Origin of the sequence: Labrenzia sp. VG12 (genome assembly GCF_002237595.1) — a bacterium.
In the GTDB taxonomy this organism is placed as follows: domain Bacteria; phylum Pseudomonadota; class Alphaproteobacteria; order Rhizobiales; family Stappiaceae; genus Roseibium.
Genome location: NZ_CP022529.1, coordinates 3,809,286 through 3,826,482, shown reverse-complemented (window position 1 = coordinate 3,826,482; position 17,197 = coordinate 3,809,286). Strand labels below are relative to the sequence as shown.

At 60.6% G+C, this 17,197-nt stretch carries 16 protein-coding genes; 7 read left to right on the top strand and 9 right to left on the bottom strand.

Annotation, left to right across the window (positions count from 1 at the left end):
• Positions 1-198 precede the first annotated feature (198 nt).
• The 3 genes from CHH27_RS17650 to CHH27_RS17640 are packed head-to-tail and all read left to right on the top strand — an operon-like array spanning position 199 to position 5,373.
• Positions 199-1,086 carry an ABC transporter six-transmembrane domain-containing protein gene (locus CHH27_RS17650; RefSeq protein ID WP_094072747.1) on the top strand — a complete coding sequence of 296 codons (888 nt, stop codon included), beginning with the start codon at positions 199-201 and terminating at the stop codon, positions 1,084-1,086.
• A 16-nt stretch (positions 1,087-1,102) separates the two neighbouring features.
• A complete protein-coding gene (locus tag CHH27_RS17645; RefSeq protein WP_157738970.1) occupies positions 1,103-2,236 on the top strand; it encodes an efflux RND transporter periplasmic adaptor subunit in 1,134 nt (377 codons plus the stop codon).
• Positions 2,233-5,373 carry an efflux RND transporter permease subunit gene (locus CHH27_RS17640; RefSeq protein WP_094072745.1) on the top strand — a complete coding sequence of 1,047 codons (3,141 nt, stop codon included), beginning with the start codon at positions 2,233-2,235 and terminating at the stop codon, positions 5,371-5,373. The genes CHH27_RS17645 and CHH27_RS17640 overlap by 4 nt, the downstream gene beginning before the upstream one ends.
• A gap of 177 nt (positions 5,374-5,550) precedes the next feature.
• Here CHH27_RS17640 and CHH27_RS17635 read toward each other — a convergent pair whose 3' ends face one another.
• The 4 genes from CHH27_RS17635 to CHH27_RS27725 form a co-directional block, all read right to left on the bottom strand.
• Positions 5,551-6,444, bottom strand: a complete 894-nt coding sequence (locus CHH27_RS17635; protein ID WP_094072744.1) for a DMT family transporter — start codon at positions 6,442-6,444, stop codon at positions 5,551-5,553.
• A 12-nt stretch (positions 6,445-6,456) separates the two neighbouring features.
• Positions 6,457-7,188, bottom strand: coding sequence for a TenA family protein (locus CHH27_RS17630; protein WP_094072743.1), 732 nt, complete (start codon positions 7,186-7,188; stop codon positions 6,457-6,459).
• 80 nt (positions 7,189-7,268) lie between these two features.
• On the bottom strand, positions 7,269-8,303 hold the full coding sequence (locus CHH27_RS17625; protein ID WP_094072742.1) for an aspartate-semialdehyde dehydrogenase: 1,035 nt from the start codon (positions 8,301-8,303) through the stop codon (positions 7,269-7,271).
• A 111-nt stretch (positions 8,304-8,414) separates the two neighbouring features.
• Positions 8,415-8,552: a hypothetical protein gene (locus CHH27_RS27725; RefSeq protein WP_157738969.1), complete on the bottom strand. Its 138-nt coding sequence runs from the start codon at positions 8,550-8,552 to the stop codon at positions 8,415-8,417.
• 351 nt (positions 8,553-8,903) lie between these two features.
• Between CHH27_RS27725 and CHH27_RS17615 the strand changes: the two genes are divergently transcribed.
• The gene (locus tag CHH27_RS17615) at positions 8,904-9,401 is read left to right on the top strand and encodes an arsenate reductase ArsC (RefSeq protein ID WP_094072740.1); all 498 of its coding nucleotides are present in this window, start codon (positions 8,904-8,906) and stop codon (positions 9,399-9,401) included.
• Between the two features lie 48 nt (positions 9,402-9,449).
• Here CHH27_RS17615 and CHH27_RS17610 read toward each other — a convergent pair whose 3' ends face one another.
• Positions 9,450-10,202 carry an aspartate/glutamate racemase family protein gene (locus CHH27_RS17610; protein ID WP_094072739.1) on the bottom strand — a complete coding sequence of 251 codons (753 nt, stop codon included), beginning with the start codon at positions 10,200-10,202 and terminating at the stop codon, positions 9,450-9,452.
• 57 nt (positions 10,203-10,259) lie between these two features.
• Positions 10,260-11,345: a pyridoxal-phosphate dependent enzyme gene (locus CHH27_RS17605; RefSeq protein ID WP_094072738.1), complete on the bottom strand. Its 1,086-nt coding sequence runs from the start codon at positions 11,343-11,345 to the stop codon at positions 10,260-10,262.
• 153 nt (positions 11,346-11,498) lie between these two features.
• On the opposite strand from CHH27_RS17605, the gene CHH27_RS17600 reads away from it, so the two are divergent.
• Positions 11,499-11,834: a helix-turn-helix transcriptional regulator gene (locus tag CHH27_RS17600; protein ID WP_094072737.1), complete on the top strand. Its 336-nt coding sequence runs from the start codon at positions 11,499-11,501 to the stop codon at positions 11,832-11,834.
• 18 nt (positions 11,835-11,852) lie between these two features.
• Entirely contained in the window at positions 11,853-12,362 is a 510-nt protein-coding gene (locus CHH27_RS17595; protein ID WP_094072736.1) for an arsenate reductase ArsC, read from the top strand.
• 51 nt (positions 12,363-12,413) lie between these two features.
• On the opposite strand, the gene CHH27_RS17590 is transcribed toward CHH27_RS17595, so the two are convergent.
• Complete coding sequence (locus CHH27_RS17590) at positions 12,414-13,613, bottom strand: multidrug effflux MFS transporter (RefSeq protein WP_094074834.1); 1,200 nt, start codon at positions 13,611-13,613, stop codon at positions 12,414-12,416.
• A gap of 238 nt (positions 13,614-13,851) precedes the next feature.
• Here CHH27_RS17590 and CHH27_RS17585 point away from each other — a divergent pair, with 238 nt between their 5' ends.
• Complete coding sequence (locus CHH27_RS17585) at positions 13,852-16,071, top strand: esterase-like activity of phytase family protein (protein ID WP_094072735.1); 2,220 nt, start codon at positions 13,852-13,854, stop codon at positions 16,069-16,071.
• Positions 16,072-16,256: 185 nt separating this feature from the next.
• On the opposite strand, the gene CHH27_RS17580 is transcribed toward CHH27_RS17585, so the two are convergent.
• Positions 16,257-16,754, bottom strand: a complete 498-nt coding sequence (locus tag CHH27_RS17580) for a cytochrome b (RefSeq protein ID WP_094072734.1) — start codon at positions 16,752-16,754, stop codon at positions 16,257-16,259.
• On the bottom strand, positions 16,754-17,164 hold the full coding sequence (locus CHH27_RS17575) for an antibiotic biosynthesis monooxygenase (RefSeq protein WP_094072733.1): 411 nt from the start codon (positions 17,162-17,164) through the stop codon (positions 16,754-16,756). Before CHH27_RS17575 ends, CHH27_RS17580 begins: the two co-directional genes overlap by 1 nt.
• Positions 17,165-17,197: the final 33 nt, after the last annotated feature.

The following is a 17,197-nucleotide window of genomic DNA, read 5'->3' as shown; positions in this document are numbered from 1 at the left end:
TGGACCCCGTTTCCGCCGGCCCATTTCCTTCAACAGTGCGGACATCAACTGCCATCTTGGCAAACTGTCATTTGCTGACTATATCAAGAGCGAACGTTCGTTCACTATTTGGGAAGTTTACCTCTTTCATGGGCGCGCAGCGGATTTGGGCTCGCCCAAGGGGACTGCGGGGGCCATCGAGGCAGAAGGCAGACAGACATGCAGGCGAGTATCGACCTGGGTTACATCGTGAAGCAGTTCACCGGTAGGATCGCCATTACCTGCGCCATCGTGCTGCTGGAAAACGTGCTGATCGCGCTCGTGCCCCTGTTCGTCGGTCTGACAATCGACGGACTGCTGGCTGGCCGGTTGCAGGAACTTGGCTGGATGGCTGCAATTCTTGTGGCACTTGGCGTGTTTGCGGTCGGACGCAGGATCTATGACACAAGGGCCTATGGTTTCATCCGACTTCATCTCGGTGCCGAGTTGCATCGACGATATCCCACCCTGCAGGTGTCCAAACGCAGCGCGCGCCTCGACATGTCGCGGGAGCTGGTCGATTTTCTGGAAGAAGATGTGCCGGGTCTGATCACGGCGGTCGTCCAGATTGTCGTCAGCCTGGTTCTGCTGACCTATTTCGACGTGCATCTCGGTCTGTCATCCGTGCTTGTCGTGCTGGGTATGCTGCTGCTTTATGCCTGCTTTCATCGCAGCTTCTATCGATTCAACGCCCGTTTGAACGAGCAGAAGGAGCGGCAGGTCGATGTCCTGACCAGGGGCGGACGGCTTGGTGTCTTTCAGCATCTGCGCGCGCTGCGTCAGCACGAAGTGTCGATCTCGGATATGGAGGCGATCCTTTACGGCAGCATTTTCCTGCTGCAGATCGGTTTCATCGCGTTCAACCTTTATTGCGGCGCCGGGATCGACGGCATCACAGCCGGACAGATTTTCGCCATTGCAACCTATTCCTGGGAATATGTGGAAGCGGCGCTGATGCTGCCGATTGCCCTGCAGGGCTGGTCGCGGCTCAGCGAAATCAGCCGCCGCATCAATGCGGTCGACGCCCACGGGCCAAGTTCGCGGCAAGTCCTGTCCAACCAGATCTGATCGACCGGAGACACCCATGATAAGAGCGATGTGGATCGCGCTTGCCGTGCTGCTGCTGGTGGCCGCCAGCGGCTACATCCTGACCCTCGAAGATGTTGCGGATGTCGAGGAAGGCGAAAAGGCGCCCGCTTTGCGTCCCGTCACCTATGTCGCCGTTGAGGTCGGTGATCAGGCTGGAACCGTGTCGGTTTTTGCCGAGGTAACACCGCGCTGGCAGGTGGATCTCAAATCCAGAGTGGCCGGTGTTGTCGGCGCGGTAGCGCCGGCTGCCCTGGGCGGTGCGCGGGTCGAAAAGGGCACCGAATTGCTGGTGCTGGAGAACGCTCCTTATGTGGCCAACCTGGAGGAAGCGCGTTTCAGTCTGAAAAAAGCGGAGCTGGAGCTGCTCCAGGCAGAAAAGAAACGGGACATTGCGCTGAAAGACTGGCGCTCGGTCCGCCCTGGCGTCGAACCGCCGGACCTTGCCGTTCACAGACCCGAAGTCAGGGTGGCCGAACTTGCCGTGGCGGCTGCCAGGGCGCGCGTCGGCGCGGCGGAATACGACCTTGAATCCGCACATATTCGCGCGCCCTTCGATGCAATCATCACCAGGCGCTTGGTCAGTCCCGGACAGTCGGTGAATGAAGGTGACGTCCTGTTTGCGCTTCTCGATGACAGGATCCTCGACATTCGCGTCTCGCTGACGGCAGAGCAATGGGCATTGCTGGACCGGTCACGGGCGGAAACCGATTCACAGGTCTTCAGCGAAAACAACCGGTTTCTCGGAGCGGCCCAGGTGAAGAGAGGTGGGGGCTTTCTCGATCCCAAGTCGCGCCGCTACCAGGTGTTTCTGGAAGTGGACAAGGCGGAAAACCTGGCCATCCTGCCTGGCCAGTTTGTCAGTGTGAGGTTGCCCGGCAAGGCGGTGGCGCGCAGTCTGCGCATCCCGGAAAGCGCTCTCAGCCAGAACGGCTTTGTCTGGTATCTGGACAAGGCGGATCGCCTGCAGCGCTTTGCGGCGCAGGCTTTGTTCCGAAATGGCGAAGAGGTCGTCGTGCCTGCACCGGCATCGGTCTTGGAAGGGGAAAGCTTGCGTGTCGTGCCTTTACCGATGAGCGCCTACCTGCCCGGCCAACGCGTCGCACCCGTTGAAAAGGAAAACGGCGCATGACCTGGCTGACCAACTGGTTCATTCGCAATCCCGTTGCCGCCAACCTCCTGATGGCATTCATTCTGGTGGTCGGGATTTCGTCCGTGCTGACCGTGCGCATCGAAGGCTTTCCGAAGATCCCCGCGGACACCGTCAGCGTCACCACGGCCTTGCCGAATGCCTATACCGCCCAGGTGGACGAGCAGGTCACGCGCAAGATCGAAAAGGCGCTGGAAGGTTTGAACGGTGTGAAGGCGATCCGCTCTTCGTCGACACCCGGCGCGTCGATTGTCGAGGTTCAGAAGAACAACGGCTACAGGCTTCAAAAACTGCTCGATGATGTCCGGCTGAAGGTCGATGGCATTTACGATCTGCCCAAGGATGCCCGCAGGCCGGTGATCGAAACCAACAATTTCGATGTGCCGGCTCTCTATATCCAGGTTTATGGCGACACGGACCTGAAATCGCTGCAGAAAATTGCCCGGGACCTGCGCGCGGATCTCCTGGCGAGCGAAGAGATTTCAAGGGTCAACAACTGGGGTTTGCAGGATCAGGAAATCTCCGTTGAGTTTGTGCCGGGAACCCTGGAAAGGCTGGACCTGACGATTGCCGATGTCATGGACCGGATCGGCAAGGCGTCGCTCTATTTTCAGGGCGGAACGCTTCGAACGGAAGGCGGGTACATCTCCCTCAGGGCAGACAGCCAGGCCTACTCCCTCAGGGATTTCCAGGAGATTCCAATCGTTCAGTGGCCGGACGGCACCACGACACTCCTGGGCGATATTGCCAGGATCAGAGACGGTTTTGCGGAAACGGATATCGAGACCCGTTTCAACAGCCGGCCGTCGGTCGGCATGGAAGTCCTGATTGGACGGAAAGACAATCTGCTCAGGGTCTCCGATGCCGCAGAAGAGATCGTCGCGAAGGTCGAGCAGTCTCTGCCCGATGGCGTCCAGGTCGCGCTTTGGGGCAATTCCCGCGACTACATTTCAGACAGGCTGGAGCTGCTCGGCAACAGTGCGGTGCAGGGCCTGGTCCTTGTCGCCTTGATGCTGGCGCTGTTCCTGAATGTGAAGCTGGCCTTCTGGGTGGCAATGGGCATTCCGATCTCGCTGGCCGGCGCCTTTGCGGTCGCGACAACCGGCTGGGTCGACTATTCCCTGAACGACATCACCACATTCGGCTTCATCATCGTGCTCGGGATCCTGGTCGACGACGCGGTGGTTGTCGGCGAGAGTGTGCATGAGCAGCGGCGGCGCATCGAGGACCCGATCCGCGGCACGGAAGTCGGTGTCGAAAAGGTTTCCGTGGCAACGGTCTTCGGCGTGTTGACCACGGTGGCTGCCTTTTTCCCGATGCTTCTGATCGACAGTCCGCTCGGCAAGGTCCTCGCCGGCTTTGCCGGAGTGGTCATCCTGGCGCTGCTGTTTTCGCTATTGGAGAGCAAGTTCATCCTGCCCGCCCATCTGGCACATCTTTCAATGTCGCCACCGGAGCAACGGAGCTTGGCCTCGCGGAGCTGGGCGAAGGTGCAGTCCTTTGCGCGCGGGGGGCTGATGGCGTTTCGCGATCGCCTGTATGCGCCGGTGCTGACCTGGTCGTTGCGCAACAGGTATGCGGTTCTGATCCTGTTTGTCGCCGTGGCAACGCTCGTTTTCGGGCTGATGCAGGCGGGCAAGATCAAGTCGGTGTTCTTTCCCAATGTGCCGGGTCAGGTGATTTCGGTCTCCCTGACCATGGACCAGCGCGCGCCCCTTTCCCTGACGCAGAAGAATGTCGCGGTCATAGAACAGGCGGCCCTGGATCTGGCGGACGACCCGGACCTTGTGAACGCCTCGGGAGAGGGGCCGGTTGCCCATCTCTTTGCATTTGTTACCGGCACCACTTCCGCCGAGCTTTACATGGAGCTGACGCCTTCGGCAGAGCGCCCCGACCAAAGCACGCTGGACATTCTGGAAAACTGGCGGGCGCGCATCGGGCCGCTTGAAGGTGTTTCCGAAGTGAACTTCTCCGGCTTTGAGGATTTTGGCGGCGGGTTCCAGATCCGGCTGATTGCCAAGGACCGTGCACTTCTGGAAGCGGCCAGCCGGGAGCTTCGGCTACATCTGGCCACCTTCAAGGGTGTTGCCAACGTGCGTGATACCTTCCTGACCGGGCAGCCGGAGCTGCGCCTGACGCTGAAACCGGAAGCCCGCTCGCTCGGGTTCACGTCCGAGCGCCTGGCAAGCCAGATCGGATATGCGTTTGGTGGCGGCGAAGCACAGCGGATTCAAAGGGGAGCGTCGGAAGTCCGGGTGGTCGTGCGCAATGCCCTGGCGGCGCGCGACCGGATCGAGGATCTGATGGCGTTGAGGCTGCAGGCAGAGGGTGGTGACTGGATCCCGCTTTCCGCTATCGCCGAAATTGAGGCGCGCTACGTGTCGGAAAAGATTGAACGCCGCAATGGCGCGTTGATTGCCACCGTTCTTGCCGACGTCAACCGGGAGATCGTTGCGCCGGAGGAGATCGGGCAGGCGGTCCTGAACGATTTCGCCAAAGGGCTGGAAACCCGGTATCCCGGCCTTTCCGTCGATGAGGGCGGGGAACTGGAGCAGGTCGGCGAGATGAGGGGCGGGTTTCTGCGCGCCATCCTGATTGCCTGTCTGCTCATCTATATCCTGATGGCCGTGCCGCTCAAATCCTATTTCAAGCCCCTGATCATCATGTCCGTCGTGCCGTTTGGATTTGTCGGCGCGGTGCTCGGGCATGTGATCATGGACCTGCCGTTTTCGCTTCTGTCCTTTTTCGGCGTCCTGGCGCTGATCGGGGTGGTGGTCAACGATTCGCTCGTCATGATGACCTTCTATCTCCAGTCCCGCGAGGCCGGCATGGAAGAGCGGGACGCCATCCGGCGCTGCGGCATTGACCGGTTCCAGGCGATCTTCCTGACCACGGCGACCACGGTCGTCGGGCTGCTGCCCCTGATGAGCGAGACCTCCGAACAGGCGCGGTACCTGATCCCGGCCGCGGTGTCGCTCGCCTTCGGCGAGATTTTTGCAACCTTGATCACGCTGATCCTGGTCCCGGTGTTGCTGGCAATCGCCGGAGATCTCCGAAGCCTGATCTTTGCTCGCAAGGCGCCTGCGGCTGCTGGAGACACCGCGGTTGTGCGATTTTGAACGCCCGCTGTTCCCTTCGCCGGAACCGTGACTGCAGTCACGGGCAGACCTCGCGTCAAGCGCAATGATTAATCCCACGGAGCGGTTTTCGGAGGGCAACCCCATGCAGCCTGCAGACGCGTGATCTCCTGATTTGTGCCGGACGGCTCCGGGGCGGCGGTCTTTTTCGTTGTGTGTTCAGCTCACGAACAGCAGCGCGCTGCCGGCGACGACAAGTGCTGCCCCGGCCCAGGCGCCAAGCGCCGGCATTTCCCTGGTGCGCCACCACATCATGGGCAGCATGACAACCGGTGTCGTGGCAGACAGGGTTGCGATAATGCCGACTTCTCCGCCTGACAGAGCGAACAGGATCAGGGTCATGCCAAGACCCATGCCGAGCAGGCCGGACAGGGCAATGATGCCGGTGATGGGCAGCGTCAGACGCCCGGCCGGCTTGACCCAGGAAAAGGGCAGCCGGGTCAGCGCGAGAAGCCCGAGCGCGGCCACGCCGACGCGAATGCTGGACGCCGCGACCGGATCGGCGCCGCTTTCCATGATCGGACGGGCGATCAGCGAGCCGACAGACTGGGAGAGCGCCGCGGCCAGTCCGATCAGAACACCAACCCAGATCGGGCCGCGAATGCTTTCCCACTTGTGCAGCTGAGACTTGCGCTTGCCGAAACGGATGGCCAGCAGAACGCCCAGAAACGTCAGCAGGATGCCGAAAATCTGGGTCGCGTTGAGATGTTCACCAAGGACCATCCAGCCGAGGATCGCCGACATGGGGGCATTTAGGGAAAACAGCATGGCGGTCCGGCGGGGGCCCATGCGGTTCAGCGTCAGGAACAGGGCCGTGTCACCCAGAAAGATGCCGATGAAACCGGACAGGACCAGCGGCACGAGATGATCGCCGGCAATGGAGCTCCAACCGGTGGTCAGGGCGACCCAGACGGACAGCATCAGCGCCACGAGGACCATGCGCGTGCAATTGAACGCAATTGCGCCCAGGTGCTGGGCCGGACCGGCGGACAGCAGACCCGTCAGGGCCCAGAGCGTTGCCGCCCCAAGGGCGGCGGCCTCATAGAGGAACATGGCTGCGATCCGTTAGGGGTTATCCGGAAGATCCGGGACCTGGCCCGTCCAGGCTGTTTCAAAAAAGGCGGCTTCCAGAACGCTCATGCGGCGGAAGAGATCGGCAAGATGCTGCTGGTGCTCTGCGGACAGGCCCGGACCGAGCCGATCCAGCTCTGACCTGATCCAGTCGACAAACGCCTGAAAGCCGGCAACGGCGTGGAGGTCGATCCATTCGGCTAGGTAGAAGGTCGCCGGGCGTTGTTTTTGCGCTTCCCGGAGGCCCCAGGTCAGGTAACACCATTCCGCGCAGAGCAGGCACGTGAGCCCGTCTTCATAGGAGCCCTTGCCGGCAGACGTCAAAAGCAGATCGGAAAAGGCCCGGGTCACGGGTCCCTGGGCTGCGGTCTCGTAGTTTTCCGGCAGGACACCGAGCGCCTTAAAGGAGCGCAGAAAATAGTCGTTTTCCTCAGATGTCAGCAGCGCCAGAAAACCGGCGAGCCGGGATTTGGACCGCATGCCGGGCGCTTTTGCCACCAGGTATCCAAGTGTGGAGGCCAGATCGGTGACAAAAGTGTAGTCCTCGATCAGATAGCGCGCATAGGCGGCTTCCGGCATGGTGTCATCGCCGATGGCTGCCGTGAAAGGATGCGTGCAGGCACTGGTCCAGTAAGGTTCCGCGCGGGCGGCAAGCCAGTCGGTAAAGCGTGCCTCGGGCGCAGTGGCCAGAAAGTCCTGAAAGGACCCGTTGAACGTGTCGGACATGGCGTGGCCATGCTCCCCTGGATTGTCAAAGAAAAACAGGCGCCGGATGGCGCCTGTTTTCCTCGATATCAAAAGTCTGCTCAGGCCGCAGCTTTTTTCGGCGAGATCAGGCCGCGGTTCACCAGAACCTCGGCGATCTGCACGGTGTTGAGCGCGGCGCCCTTGCGCAGGTTGTCGGATACCACCCACATGTTGAGGCCGTTCTCGACCGTAGCGTCCTCGCGGATACGCGAAATATAGGTCGCGTCCTCGCCTGCGCTTTCATAAGGCGTGATGTAACCGCCGTCTTCCTGCTTGTCGATGACGAGGCAGCCCGGCGCCTCACGCAGGATGTTGCGGGCTTCGTCCGCGGTGATCTCGTTTTCGAATTCGATGTTGACCGCTTCGGAATGGCCGATGAAGACGGGCACGCGCACGGCGGTGCAGGTCACCTTGATGGCCGGGTCGAGCATCTTCTTGGTCTCGGCCAGAACCTTCCATTCTTCCTTGGTGTAGCCGTCTTCCATGAAGGCATCGATATGCGGGATCACGTTGAAGGCGATGCGCTTCGTGAATTTTTCCGGTTCGATCGGATCGTTCACGAAAACCGCACGGGTCTGGTTGAACAGCTCTTCCATCGCGTCCTTGCCGCCACCTGAGACGGACTGGTAGGTGGCAACGACGATGCGCTTGATCTTGGCGTGGTCATGCAGCGGCTTCAGCGCCACGACCAGCTGTGCGGTGGAGCAGTTCGGATTGGCAATGATGTTCTTCTTGGTGAAGCCGGTGATGGCATCGGCATTCACTTCCGGCACGATCAGCGGCACATCCGCGTCGTAGCGCCAGGCGGAAGAGTTGTCGATGACAACGCAGCCCTGTGCGCCGATGCGCGGAGACCATTCCTTGGAAATGGTGCCGCCGGCGGACATCAGGCAGATATCCGTGTCGGAGAAGTCATAGTTCTCCATGGCCTGTACCTTCAGCGTCTTGTCGCCAAAGGAAACCTCGGTGCCCTGCGAGCGACGCGAGGCAAGGGCGACGACTTCGTCCGCCGGAAAGCCGCGCTCGGCGAGAATGTCGAGCATCTCGCGGCCGACATTGCCGGTGGCGCCTGCAATTGCGATCTTGAAACCCATCTTAGCTTAGTCCTTGTCCGTCTCCCCGCTGCGCCGGCTGCCCTGGTTCTGGATGGGCGTCGCCGGCTCCCGGCGCCTCCCATCCCCGGGGAGGCGGGATGAGCGGCACCGTCAAGCGGTGGTCTTGGTGGTCTTCGGTGTGCGTTTCAGTGCGGTTGCGGCATCGGTCCGGGTCTCGCCGCGCATGAAGGTAGCGCTGGCAAGGGCCAGGGACATCATATCCAGAATGTCGGCTTTCAGCCGGGTCATTGGGGGCTCGCAAACGTCAAAACTTGAGACGGCGGTGTTTTTGCCCGGAATATCGCTTGAGTCAACAAGGAAAACGATGGAATTGCGCGATTGGTATTCAACTTGTTGCTTGAAAGTGACGCATGGCTGTTTGTGCGGCCTGCTCATGAAGGGCGCGGCGATCGACCCGGCAGGATATCCGGCCGTGAATCTCGGCATCTTTCCCTCCAGGTTGCAGAAAGGACACTTTCAAAATGGCCGGTGAGAGTAAAGAGGGCTTTTGAGCAGCGCCTGCCGGCTTTCGTTGTTGACGTTGCGTCAATATGAGCGCTTCATGATCGGAGCAGCACCTTGAAGGACGGAGCTGAAGCCATGAACGACGACACTTACAACATTCTCTTTTTATGCACCCGCAACGCGGCACGGTCGGTCATGGCCGAAGCCATCGTCAATCGCCAGGGGCACGGGCGATTTCGGGCCTTTTCGGCCGGAACCAACCCGGCGAGGGAAGTGCGTCCGGAAGTCGTTCGCTTGTTGCAGCGCATGGACTGCAATGCCGAGGCGGCCTATGCGAAAAGTCTGACGGAACTGGTCGGCTCGAACATGCCGGAGCTCGATTTCATGATCACGATCTGTGATCAGGACAGGGAAAAGACCTGCCCTGTCTGGCCCGGGCATCCGACAACGGCCCTGTGGCCCCTGCCTGATCCGGGTGCGCAAGTGGCAAACGGGTCCGCATCGGATACGGATTACGCGGAGACCTTCAGGTGCCTCAGCGAGGGGCTCGCCTCTTTCATGAGCCTGCCCAAGGACCAGCTTGACCGGATGTCTCTGCGCAACAGCCTGGACACGTTTCATCGCATGCACTGACCTACCGGGTCCTTGCACCTCAGAATTAGTGGAGAGTGAGCGGGGCGGCTAGTCGTTGAACAGCCTGCCGGGCCCGAGCCCCCTGGTTTCAAGGCCGGCAAGTTTCATCATATGCCAGGCAAGGGCCAGATTGGAGCTGATCACCGGTTTGCCCAACTGATGTTCGCAAGCCTCGATCACCTTGAACGTGCGCAAATTGGTGCAGGAGGCAAAGACGGCTTCAACCTCCGGATCCTCACCGATCGTGCACACGGCGTCCTGAACCGACTGATGAGCAATCCGGGCGACGACGGCTTCTTCGGCCTGGCCGAAGGAGCCGATCCTGACGGGATCGAAACCGTTGTCTTGCAGCAAGGTGCACACTGCTTCCGACACGCTCTCGACATAGGGAGACACAACGCCGATTTTCGAAACGTCCAGATGATCGAGCGCCGCAACGACGGCGCTCGCCGGGTTGGTGACGGCCGCAGCCGAATGGGCTTTGCGGACCGCTGAGGCAACCGCATCGGAGCCAATCACGGTGGCGCCGGACGTGCAGGCATAGCCGATGACGTCCATCGATCCGGTTTCCGGCAAGAGGGCTGCCGCTCCGGTCAGGCCGTCTTTCATGCGCATCAGGGTTTCCGGCGTGACATCCGGCGCGGTCCGGATCCGGGTGTGATAGAGCGCAAGGTCCTCCCGGTCGAAAAGGGGCCGAAACTCGCCTTCAATGGTTTCATCCGCGGACAAGACGATCAGGCCCAGCCGCTTTGTTGCCGTGTCCTCGTCGTCCGTTGTGAAAGGCAGTTGCGTCGATTGCATGCTGGTTCCAGGTCTGTCGCTGTCAGGTGCGCGTCATCGGCTGTGGTTCTTGCCGGCTCAGCCGTCTTCCGGTCCCTCTGATAGGTAACACAGGACCCGCGATTGAGCGTTCAGGTTCAGGGCTGCTGCGAGCGGTCCCCTTGCGTGATGCAGGGCGGCGAGGCCGGCTGCCCCGGAGGGCGTGCTGGCCAGCCCGTTCCGGGTCAGCCATTCGGTGGTGTCCGCGGCCTCGTCATCGGAAATCGTCACAAAGGCATCGGCCTCGCGCGCGAGATATTTCAAGGCCAGATGGGACGGTTCCTTGCAGTCGAGGCGGCCCATGATGGAAACCGGACCTGGCGCAACGACCGGCCTGCCGGCCTCGACACTGGCCTTCAGGGCCGGTGCGTCATCGGGTTCCACCACGACGATCTGTACGTTGTCGCCCCAGGTCAGCCGTGCACTGACCGCGCAGGCCGCGGCCAGTCCGCCGACACCGGCCTGCAGAAATACATGGGTCGGCGGCGCCGGGATCTGATCGGCAATCTCGAGGCCCATGATCAGATAACCTTCCATGACATCGCGCCCGGCCTCCGTCATGCCCGGCCAGGTGCTGTCGGGTATCTGGATCCAGCCGTTTTCCAACGCCTGTTTTTCAGCTTCCAGCATGCTGTCTTCATACGTGGCGCCGGCCCTGATCACCTTGGCGCCGCGCAGCTGAAGGCGGACGACAAATGCTTCCGGAACCGTTTCTGCAACAAAGACAACGGCCTTTGCCCCGACCGCCGGGGCGCCGGCGGCCAGTGACAGGCCATGATTGCCGGCGCTGGCGCAGACAAAGGTCGTGCCTTCCAGTGCAGTTTCATAGGAACTTGCGCTGCCGTCCTTGAGCTTTTGCCCGGCCCGCTTGGCAATCGCATAGGCAGCGCCGAGCGCCTTGAAGCTGCCAAGCCCCATGCGGCCGCGTTCGTCCTTGACATGAAGGGCTCCGATGCCACAGGCCGATGCGAGTTCCGGCAGATCGAGCAGGGGCGTCGGCCTCTTGTCCAGGCTGCGCTCAAGAAAGGTCTCGGCCATCTCCGGATGTTCGGAAACGGTCCCGTCCGCCAGCTCTGCTTCTGCCGGAAGTCCCTTGCCGCGCCATGGATTGGTGATTGATTGCATGCGGTCCGACCCTTTCACGTTGGCAGGTCAGCAGTCTCGACGATCAATTTCAAGTCTTCTGCCTTCATATGACGGTTTCTGACAAGAGAAAGTGCATGCCGTAGCGGAAGAGCAGGCTTGCTATTTCCCTAAAATATCAATATATCATGATTTATGGATATAAATTCTGCCTTAAGCGCTTTTGGTGCGCTCAGTCAAAAGACCCGGCTGGAAGTCTTCCGGCTCCTGATCAATGCGGGCCCGGAAGGCATGAGTGCGGGCGACATTGGCGAGGCGCTGGGCGTCCGCCAAAACACCATGTCGGCAAACCTCTCGGTGTTGTTGCAGGCCGGCTTGGTTCGCAATGAACGTGAGGGTCGGTCGATCCGCTATTTCGCGGATCTGGACGGAACGCAGGACTTGCTGACGTTCCTGGTGGCGGACTGCTGTGGCGGCCATCCGGAGTTATGTGCCCAGGCCTTGGAAGCAATCACCTGCCGTAAACTGTAAATTACAGGAGAGACCGCCATGTCGGACGGTGTTTACAACGTACTTTTCCTCTGCACCGGCAATTCTGCTCGGTCCATCATGGCGGAAGCCATTCTCAACCGGGACGGGCAGGGGCGTTTCAGGGCCTTCTCGGCTGGCTCTCATCCGGCTGGTAGCGTGAAGCCAGAAGCTCTTGAACTTCTGAAGAAGCTCAACTTCAAGACTGAAGATTTTCGGTCCAAGGATTGGGCCGAATTCGCTGAGCCGGGCGCGCCGGAAATGGATTTCGTCTTCACTGTCTGCGACAACGCGGCAAAGGAAGCCTGCCCGGTTTGGCCGGGGCAGCCGATGTCCGCCCATTGGGGGCTGCCTGATCCGGCTGCGGTTGAAGGCAACGAGACAGAACGTCGGCTTGCTTACAGCGATGCCTTCCGCATGCTCAACAACCGCATCTCGGTTTTTGTTAATTTGCCAATGTCGTCACTGGACAGACTGTCCTTGCAGAAGAAACTGGACGAAATCGGCAAGGCGGGCGAAGAGGTCGCATGAAGAAAAAGCCGCCTGCTTGACGCAGGCGGCTTCAGCGGACAAGACGGCAGTTCAGGCGGCGGTCCGTCCCTGAGGTTGCGGGCGCAGGGTCACCAGTGCAATCGCGAGGGCGATCAGCGCACAGGCGGCCACAGCACCTGTCAAAGGCAGCGCCGTCCGGTCGAAAAACGGGCTGCAGATCAGGATCATCACGCCGCCGGCCACCATCTGAAAGGTGCCACCCAGCGAAGAGGCCATGCCGGCATGTTCGCCATGGTCTTCCAGGGCCATGACCATCACAGGTGCGATCACCTGGCCGAGACAGCTGTTGCCGATGAAGAACAGCGCCATCAGCACCGGCAGGTCGTCGATGCCGCTCCAGACCAACAGCGTCAGCAGCGATGTCGACGCCGCAAAGCCGATCACCGCCAGAAGGGCAACACGCGCCATGCCGAAGCGCTGGCCGAGCATTGCCGCGAATTGCGATGAGGCGAAGAAACCGACCGCGTTCAGGGCGAAGACTAGACTGAAACCCTTATGACTCAGGCCATAATGGGTCATGTAGACCAGCGGCGCCGCGGCAATGAACACGAAGAAACTTGCCAGGGAAAAGCCGCCGATCAGAGTCAGGCCCATGAACTTGGCGTCCTTCAGCAGGTAAACGGCGCTGCGGATCATTGCCGTCGGGTCGATCTTTGCGCGCTGGTCCTTCGGCAGGGTTTCCGGCAACAGGAGGGCCATCTGCGTCACGGCGGCCAGGGCAATGATGCCAAGCGCGATAAAGATCAGACGCCAGCTGCCGAATTCGATGATCAGACTGCCGGTCAAGGGGGCCAGCATCGGTGAGACGCTGAAGACAAGCATGATCAGAGCCATCAGCCGTGTTGCTTCCGTTCCCGTGTACAGGTCACGTACCACCGCACGCACGATCACCATTGGGGCGGCCGCACCAAGCGCCTGGACGAAACGCCCGATCGTTAGGGCTGAGACATCAGCTGCGGTGGCGCAGAGGAACGAGCCCAGGATGAAGATGGCAAGACCCAGAAACACCGGCGGTTTGCGGCCATACCGGTCTGCAAGCGGACCATAGATCAGCTGGGCGAAGCCGAAGGCGATGAAATAGACCGTAAAGGTCATGAACACGGCGGCATCTGTTGTCTCAAGGCTGTCGACGATTTCGCCGACGGCCGGCAGGTAGAGGTCTATCGCAAATGGGCCGACAGCGGCCAACAGCCCCAGCACGACGGCGGAGCGCACGTATCCGATCTGCATAAGATTTTCCAATAAAAAGGCGCCAGGGGGCGCAGAAAGGGAGGTCTGGAGAATGGAAAAAGAGCCGGCCACGTCCAGAAGGAAACAAGTGGCAATTTGGGTGCCGGCTTTCAAGAGGTGTGGCAAAAAAAAGTCCGGCGGCATGTCATGAAAGCTTCATGCAAGTGTCACCGATATTGTAAGGACGACCACTAGCTTGCCGCCACCTTCAACCCAACTATTCGTGGGAGCTAGTGTCATGGCGAACCTTCGCGGGCGTTTTTTGAAAGGCGTCAGCCTTGCCGTTCTGTTCGGTCTCGGGACCGTCTCGGCAGCACAGGCCGACTATTTCGAGCGCATCAACACCTACCCGGTCTACAAGACCCTGCCGGCAGGTGCCGACAAGGCAACGGAAACAGTTGCCGAGATCATTTACGCTTCGAAGGATGGCCGGACGCTGGCGTTCACCGACAGCCCGGGTGATGCCATTGTTTTCGTCAACGCGGCGAACCCGTTGAATATCCAGCCGAAGGCCCGTGTGGCGCTTGGCGGTGAGCCGACCTCCGTTGCCGTCGGTGAGGCGGCTGCCTATGCCGGTGTCAACACCAGTGAAGACTACGTCAATGCGTCCGGCCACCTGGCCGTGATCGCGCTTGCCGACATGGGCATTACGGCAACGTGTGACGCCAAGGGTCAGCCGGACAGCGTTGCGGTCTCCCCGGACGGCAAGTTCGTTGCCATTGCAATTGAAAACGAACGTGACGAAGACCTCAATGACGGCGTGATCCCGCAGATGCCGGCCGGTCACCTGGCTATCTTCGATCTGGATGAAAATGGTGTTCCGACCAACTGTGATGCGGTTCGCATTGTCGATCTGACCGGTCTTGCCGACGTTGCCTCGACCGATCCGGAGCCGGAATTCGTTTCCATCAACTCCCGGAACCAGGCTGTCGTGACGCTGCAGGAAAACAACCATCTTGCCATTGTCGACCTGGCCTCGGGCGACGTTGTTGCCAGCTTCTCCGCCGGAGCAGCTTCCGCTGAGAACATCCCCGTCAAGAAGGCACGCATGAGCGATGCCTCCGGAAGCACTGTGGATGTCCGCCGCGAACCGGATGCCGTTGCCTGGATCGACGACGAGCGTTTTGTCACTGCCAACGAAGGCGACTATGAGGGCGGGTCCCGTGGCTTCACCATCTGGAACACCAAGGGTGACGTCCTGTTCGACAGCGGCAACCAGATGGAACATCTGGGAATGGCACACGGTCACTACCCGGCCAAACGCGCCCACAAGAAGGGCACCGAGCCGGAAGGCGTCGCCGTCGGGGAATTCGGTGGTGAAACGCTGATCTTCGTCAATTCCGAGCGCGGCAACTTTGTCGCCGTTTACAAGGATACCGGCGCTGAGCCGGAATTCGTTCAGTTCCTGCCGACCCATGTCGGTCCGGAAGGCCTGCTGGCGATCCCGGGCCGGGATCTCTTTGTTGTCGCGAACGAAGTCGATAGCGCGGAAGACGGTGTGCGCTCGCACCTCTCGCTCTACCAGTTCGGCGCAGACGCTCCCGCCTATCCGTCGATCACCTCTGCGACGGACCCGGAGAAGAACGCCCCGATCGGCTGGGGGGCGCTGTCGGCGCTCGCTGCCGATCCGACTGACGCAAACAAGCTCTATGCCGTCAGCGACAGCTTCTATGATGATGCACGCATCTACACGCTGGACATCGCTTCAAAGCCGGCCCAGATCACGTCCTACGTCACGGTCACCGGTTTCGACCAGGCCAAGCTTGACCTGGAAGGCATCTCGGTTGCCAAGGACGGCGGCTTCTGGCTGGCCTCCGAGGGCCGTCTCGACCGCGAGCTGCAGCATCTGCTGCTGAAGGTTGCTGCCGACGGGGCCGTGGAAGAGCAAATCACGCTGCCGCAGAGCCTGATCGATCAGTCCAAGCGCTTCTCCTTCGAAGGTGTCGCCGAATTCGAGATGAATGGCCAGACACTTGTCGCCGTCGCCGTTCAGCGCGAATGGAAAGACGATCCGAAAGGTCACACCAAGATCGCCATCTATAACCCGGCGGACAAATCCTGGGGCTTTGTTCACTATCCGCTTGATGCGCCGAAAAGCGCCGCCGGCGGTTGGGTTGGTCTGTCCGAGATCGTGTCCCTGGGCAACGGACAATTTGCCATCCTGGAACGCGACAATAAGGGCGGTGAAGACGCGGCCATCAAGCAGATCACGGTGGTGTCGCTGGACGGCGTTACCCCGGCTGCCCATGGTGAAGAACTTCCGGTTCTGGAAAAGCGCTTCGCAATGGACATCCTGCCGGCCATGTCGAAGGGCAAGGGCTGGGTGATGGACAAGCCGGAAGGCCTTGCCATCACCGCCGACGGCCGTCTGATCCTGGTGACCGACAATGATGGTGTTGACGATGCGCCGGGTGAAACCCAGCTGATCGACCTTGGACCGGCAACCCGCCTGAACTAAAGCGTGTCGCGTTTAACGAGATCCAACGGTCCCTGGTTTTGCGCTGAAATCTTTGATTTCAGGCAGCGAGCACCGAGCCCGGTTAAACGCGATTTGCTCTGAGCGTCATCCACTCAGGTCTCCCAAGACCCGACCGAAGGCCCGGCAGCTCATGGCTGTCGGGCCTTTTTTTGACCTCGCCAGCGCTAGTTCGCCCCGGGCCGGGCCTGGTGCAGTGTGTGCCACCCTGCCGCCAGGACGTGCAGGCCCACCAGAAGCACCAGTCCCAGAGCGGCCGCGTGATGCAGGCGTCGTGGAGGCAATGGTTCAAAGGCGGACAGGCCAGGCAGAGTGCTTTCGACAATGGCGGGCATGCTGCCAGACAGCGCGACCATGCCGATACCGCTTGCCAGCAGAACCAGAGGTGCCAGGCGCAGCAGGCCATGTACCCACCTTGAGAACCGAACCTGCACACGTGATCGGATCGAAAAGACCGGAGGCGGCGGGCCGTCTTTCAACCAGATGACGACACGCAGGGCTGTCAGGAGACCGGCTGTCATCCCAAGGGCTATGTGGAGCCGGAGCAGCGACAAGGCAAAGGCGTCCGGCTGTGTCAGGCCATAACCCGAAGCCAGGGCGCCGACTGCCGTGGCGGCGATTATCCAGTGCAGGACCCGGGTGAAAGCGGAAGGCGAGGAAACCATCACTCCGGGCCTTCATCCGTTCTGATCACCTGGTAAAGCGCAGCGTGAAATACCGTTCCACGCATGTCGCTGCCCAGGTCGCTCTTGCGCATTGCGACGATTGCGGCCTGAAAGTCCTGCGGGCTTTGCCATTGCGCCACATTGACCAGCTGGAACTTCGCGTCCGGTGACAGTGAGCGGTGCAGACGCGTGGAGATGTAACCCGGCTGGTCTTTCAAGAAGTCACGAGCCTGTTCCCAGAACCGGATCGTCTCCTCGATCTGATTTTCCGAGACCTCGAAGGCGTTGATCAGGGTGACGGGCTGACGGGTTTTTGTGTCCTCGGCCATGGTTGGGGTTCCGGTCGCGGTTGTCAGAATGGTCAGGGCGGCAAGCAGGTTCAGAATTCTGCGTTTGATCATCATGGGCATCTCGATCTCCTTTATATAGCAAGCTATATTAAT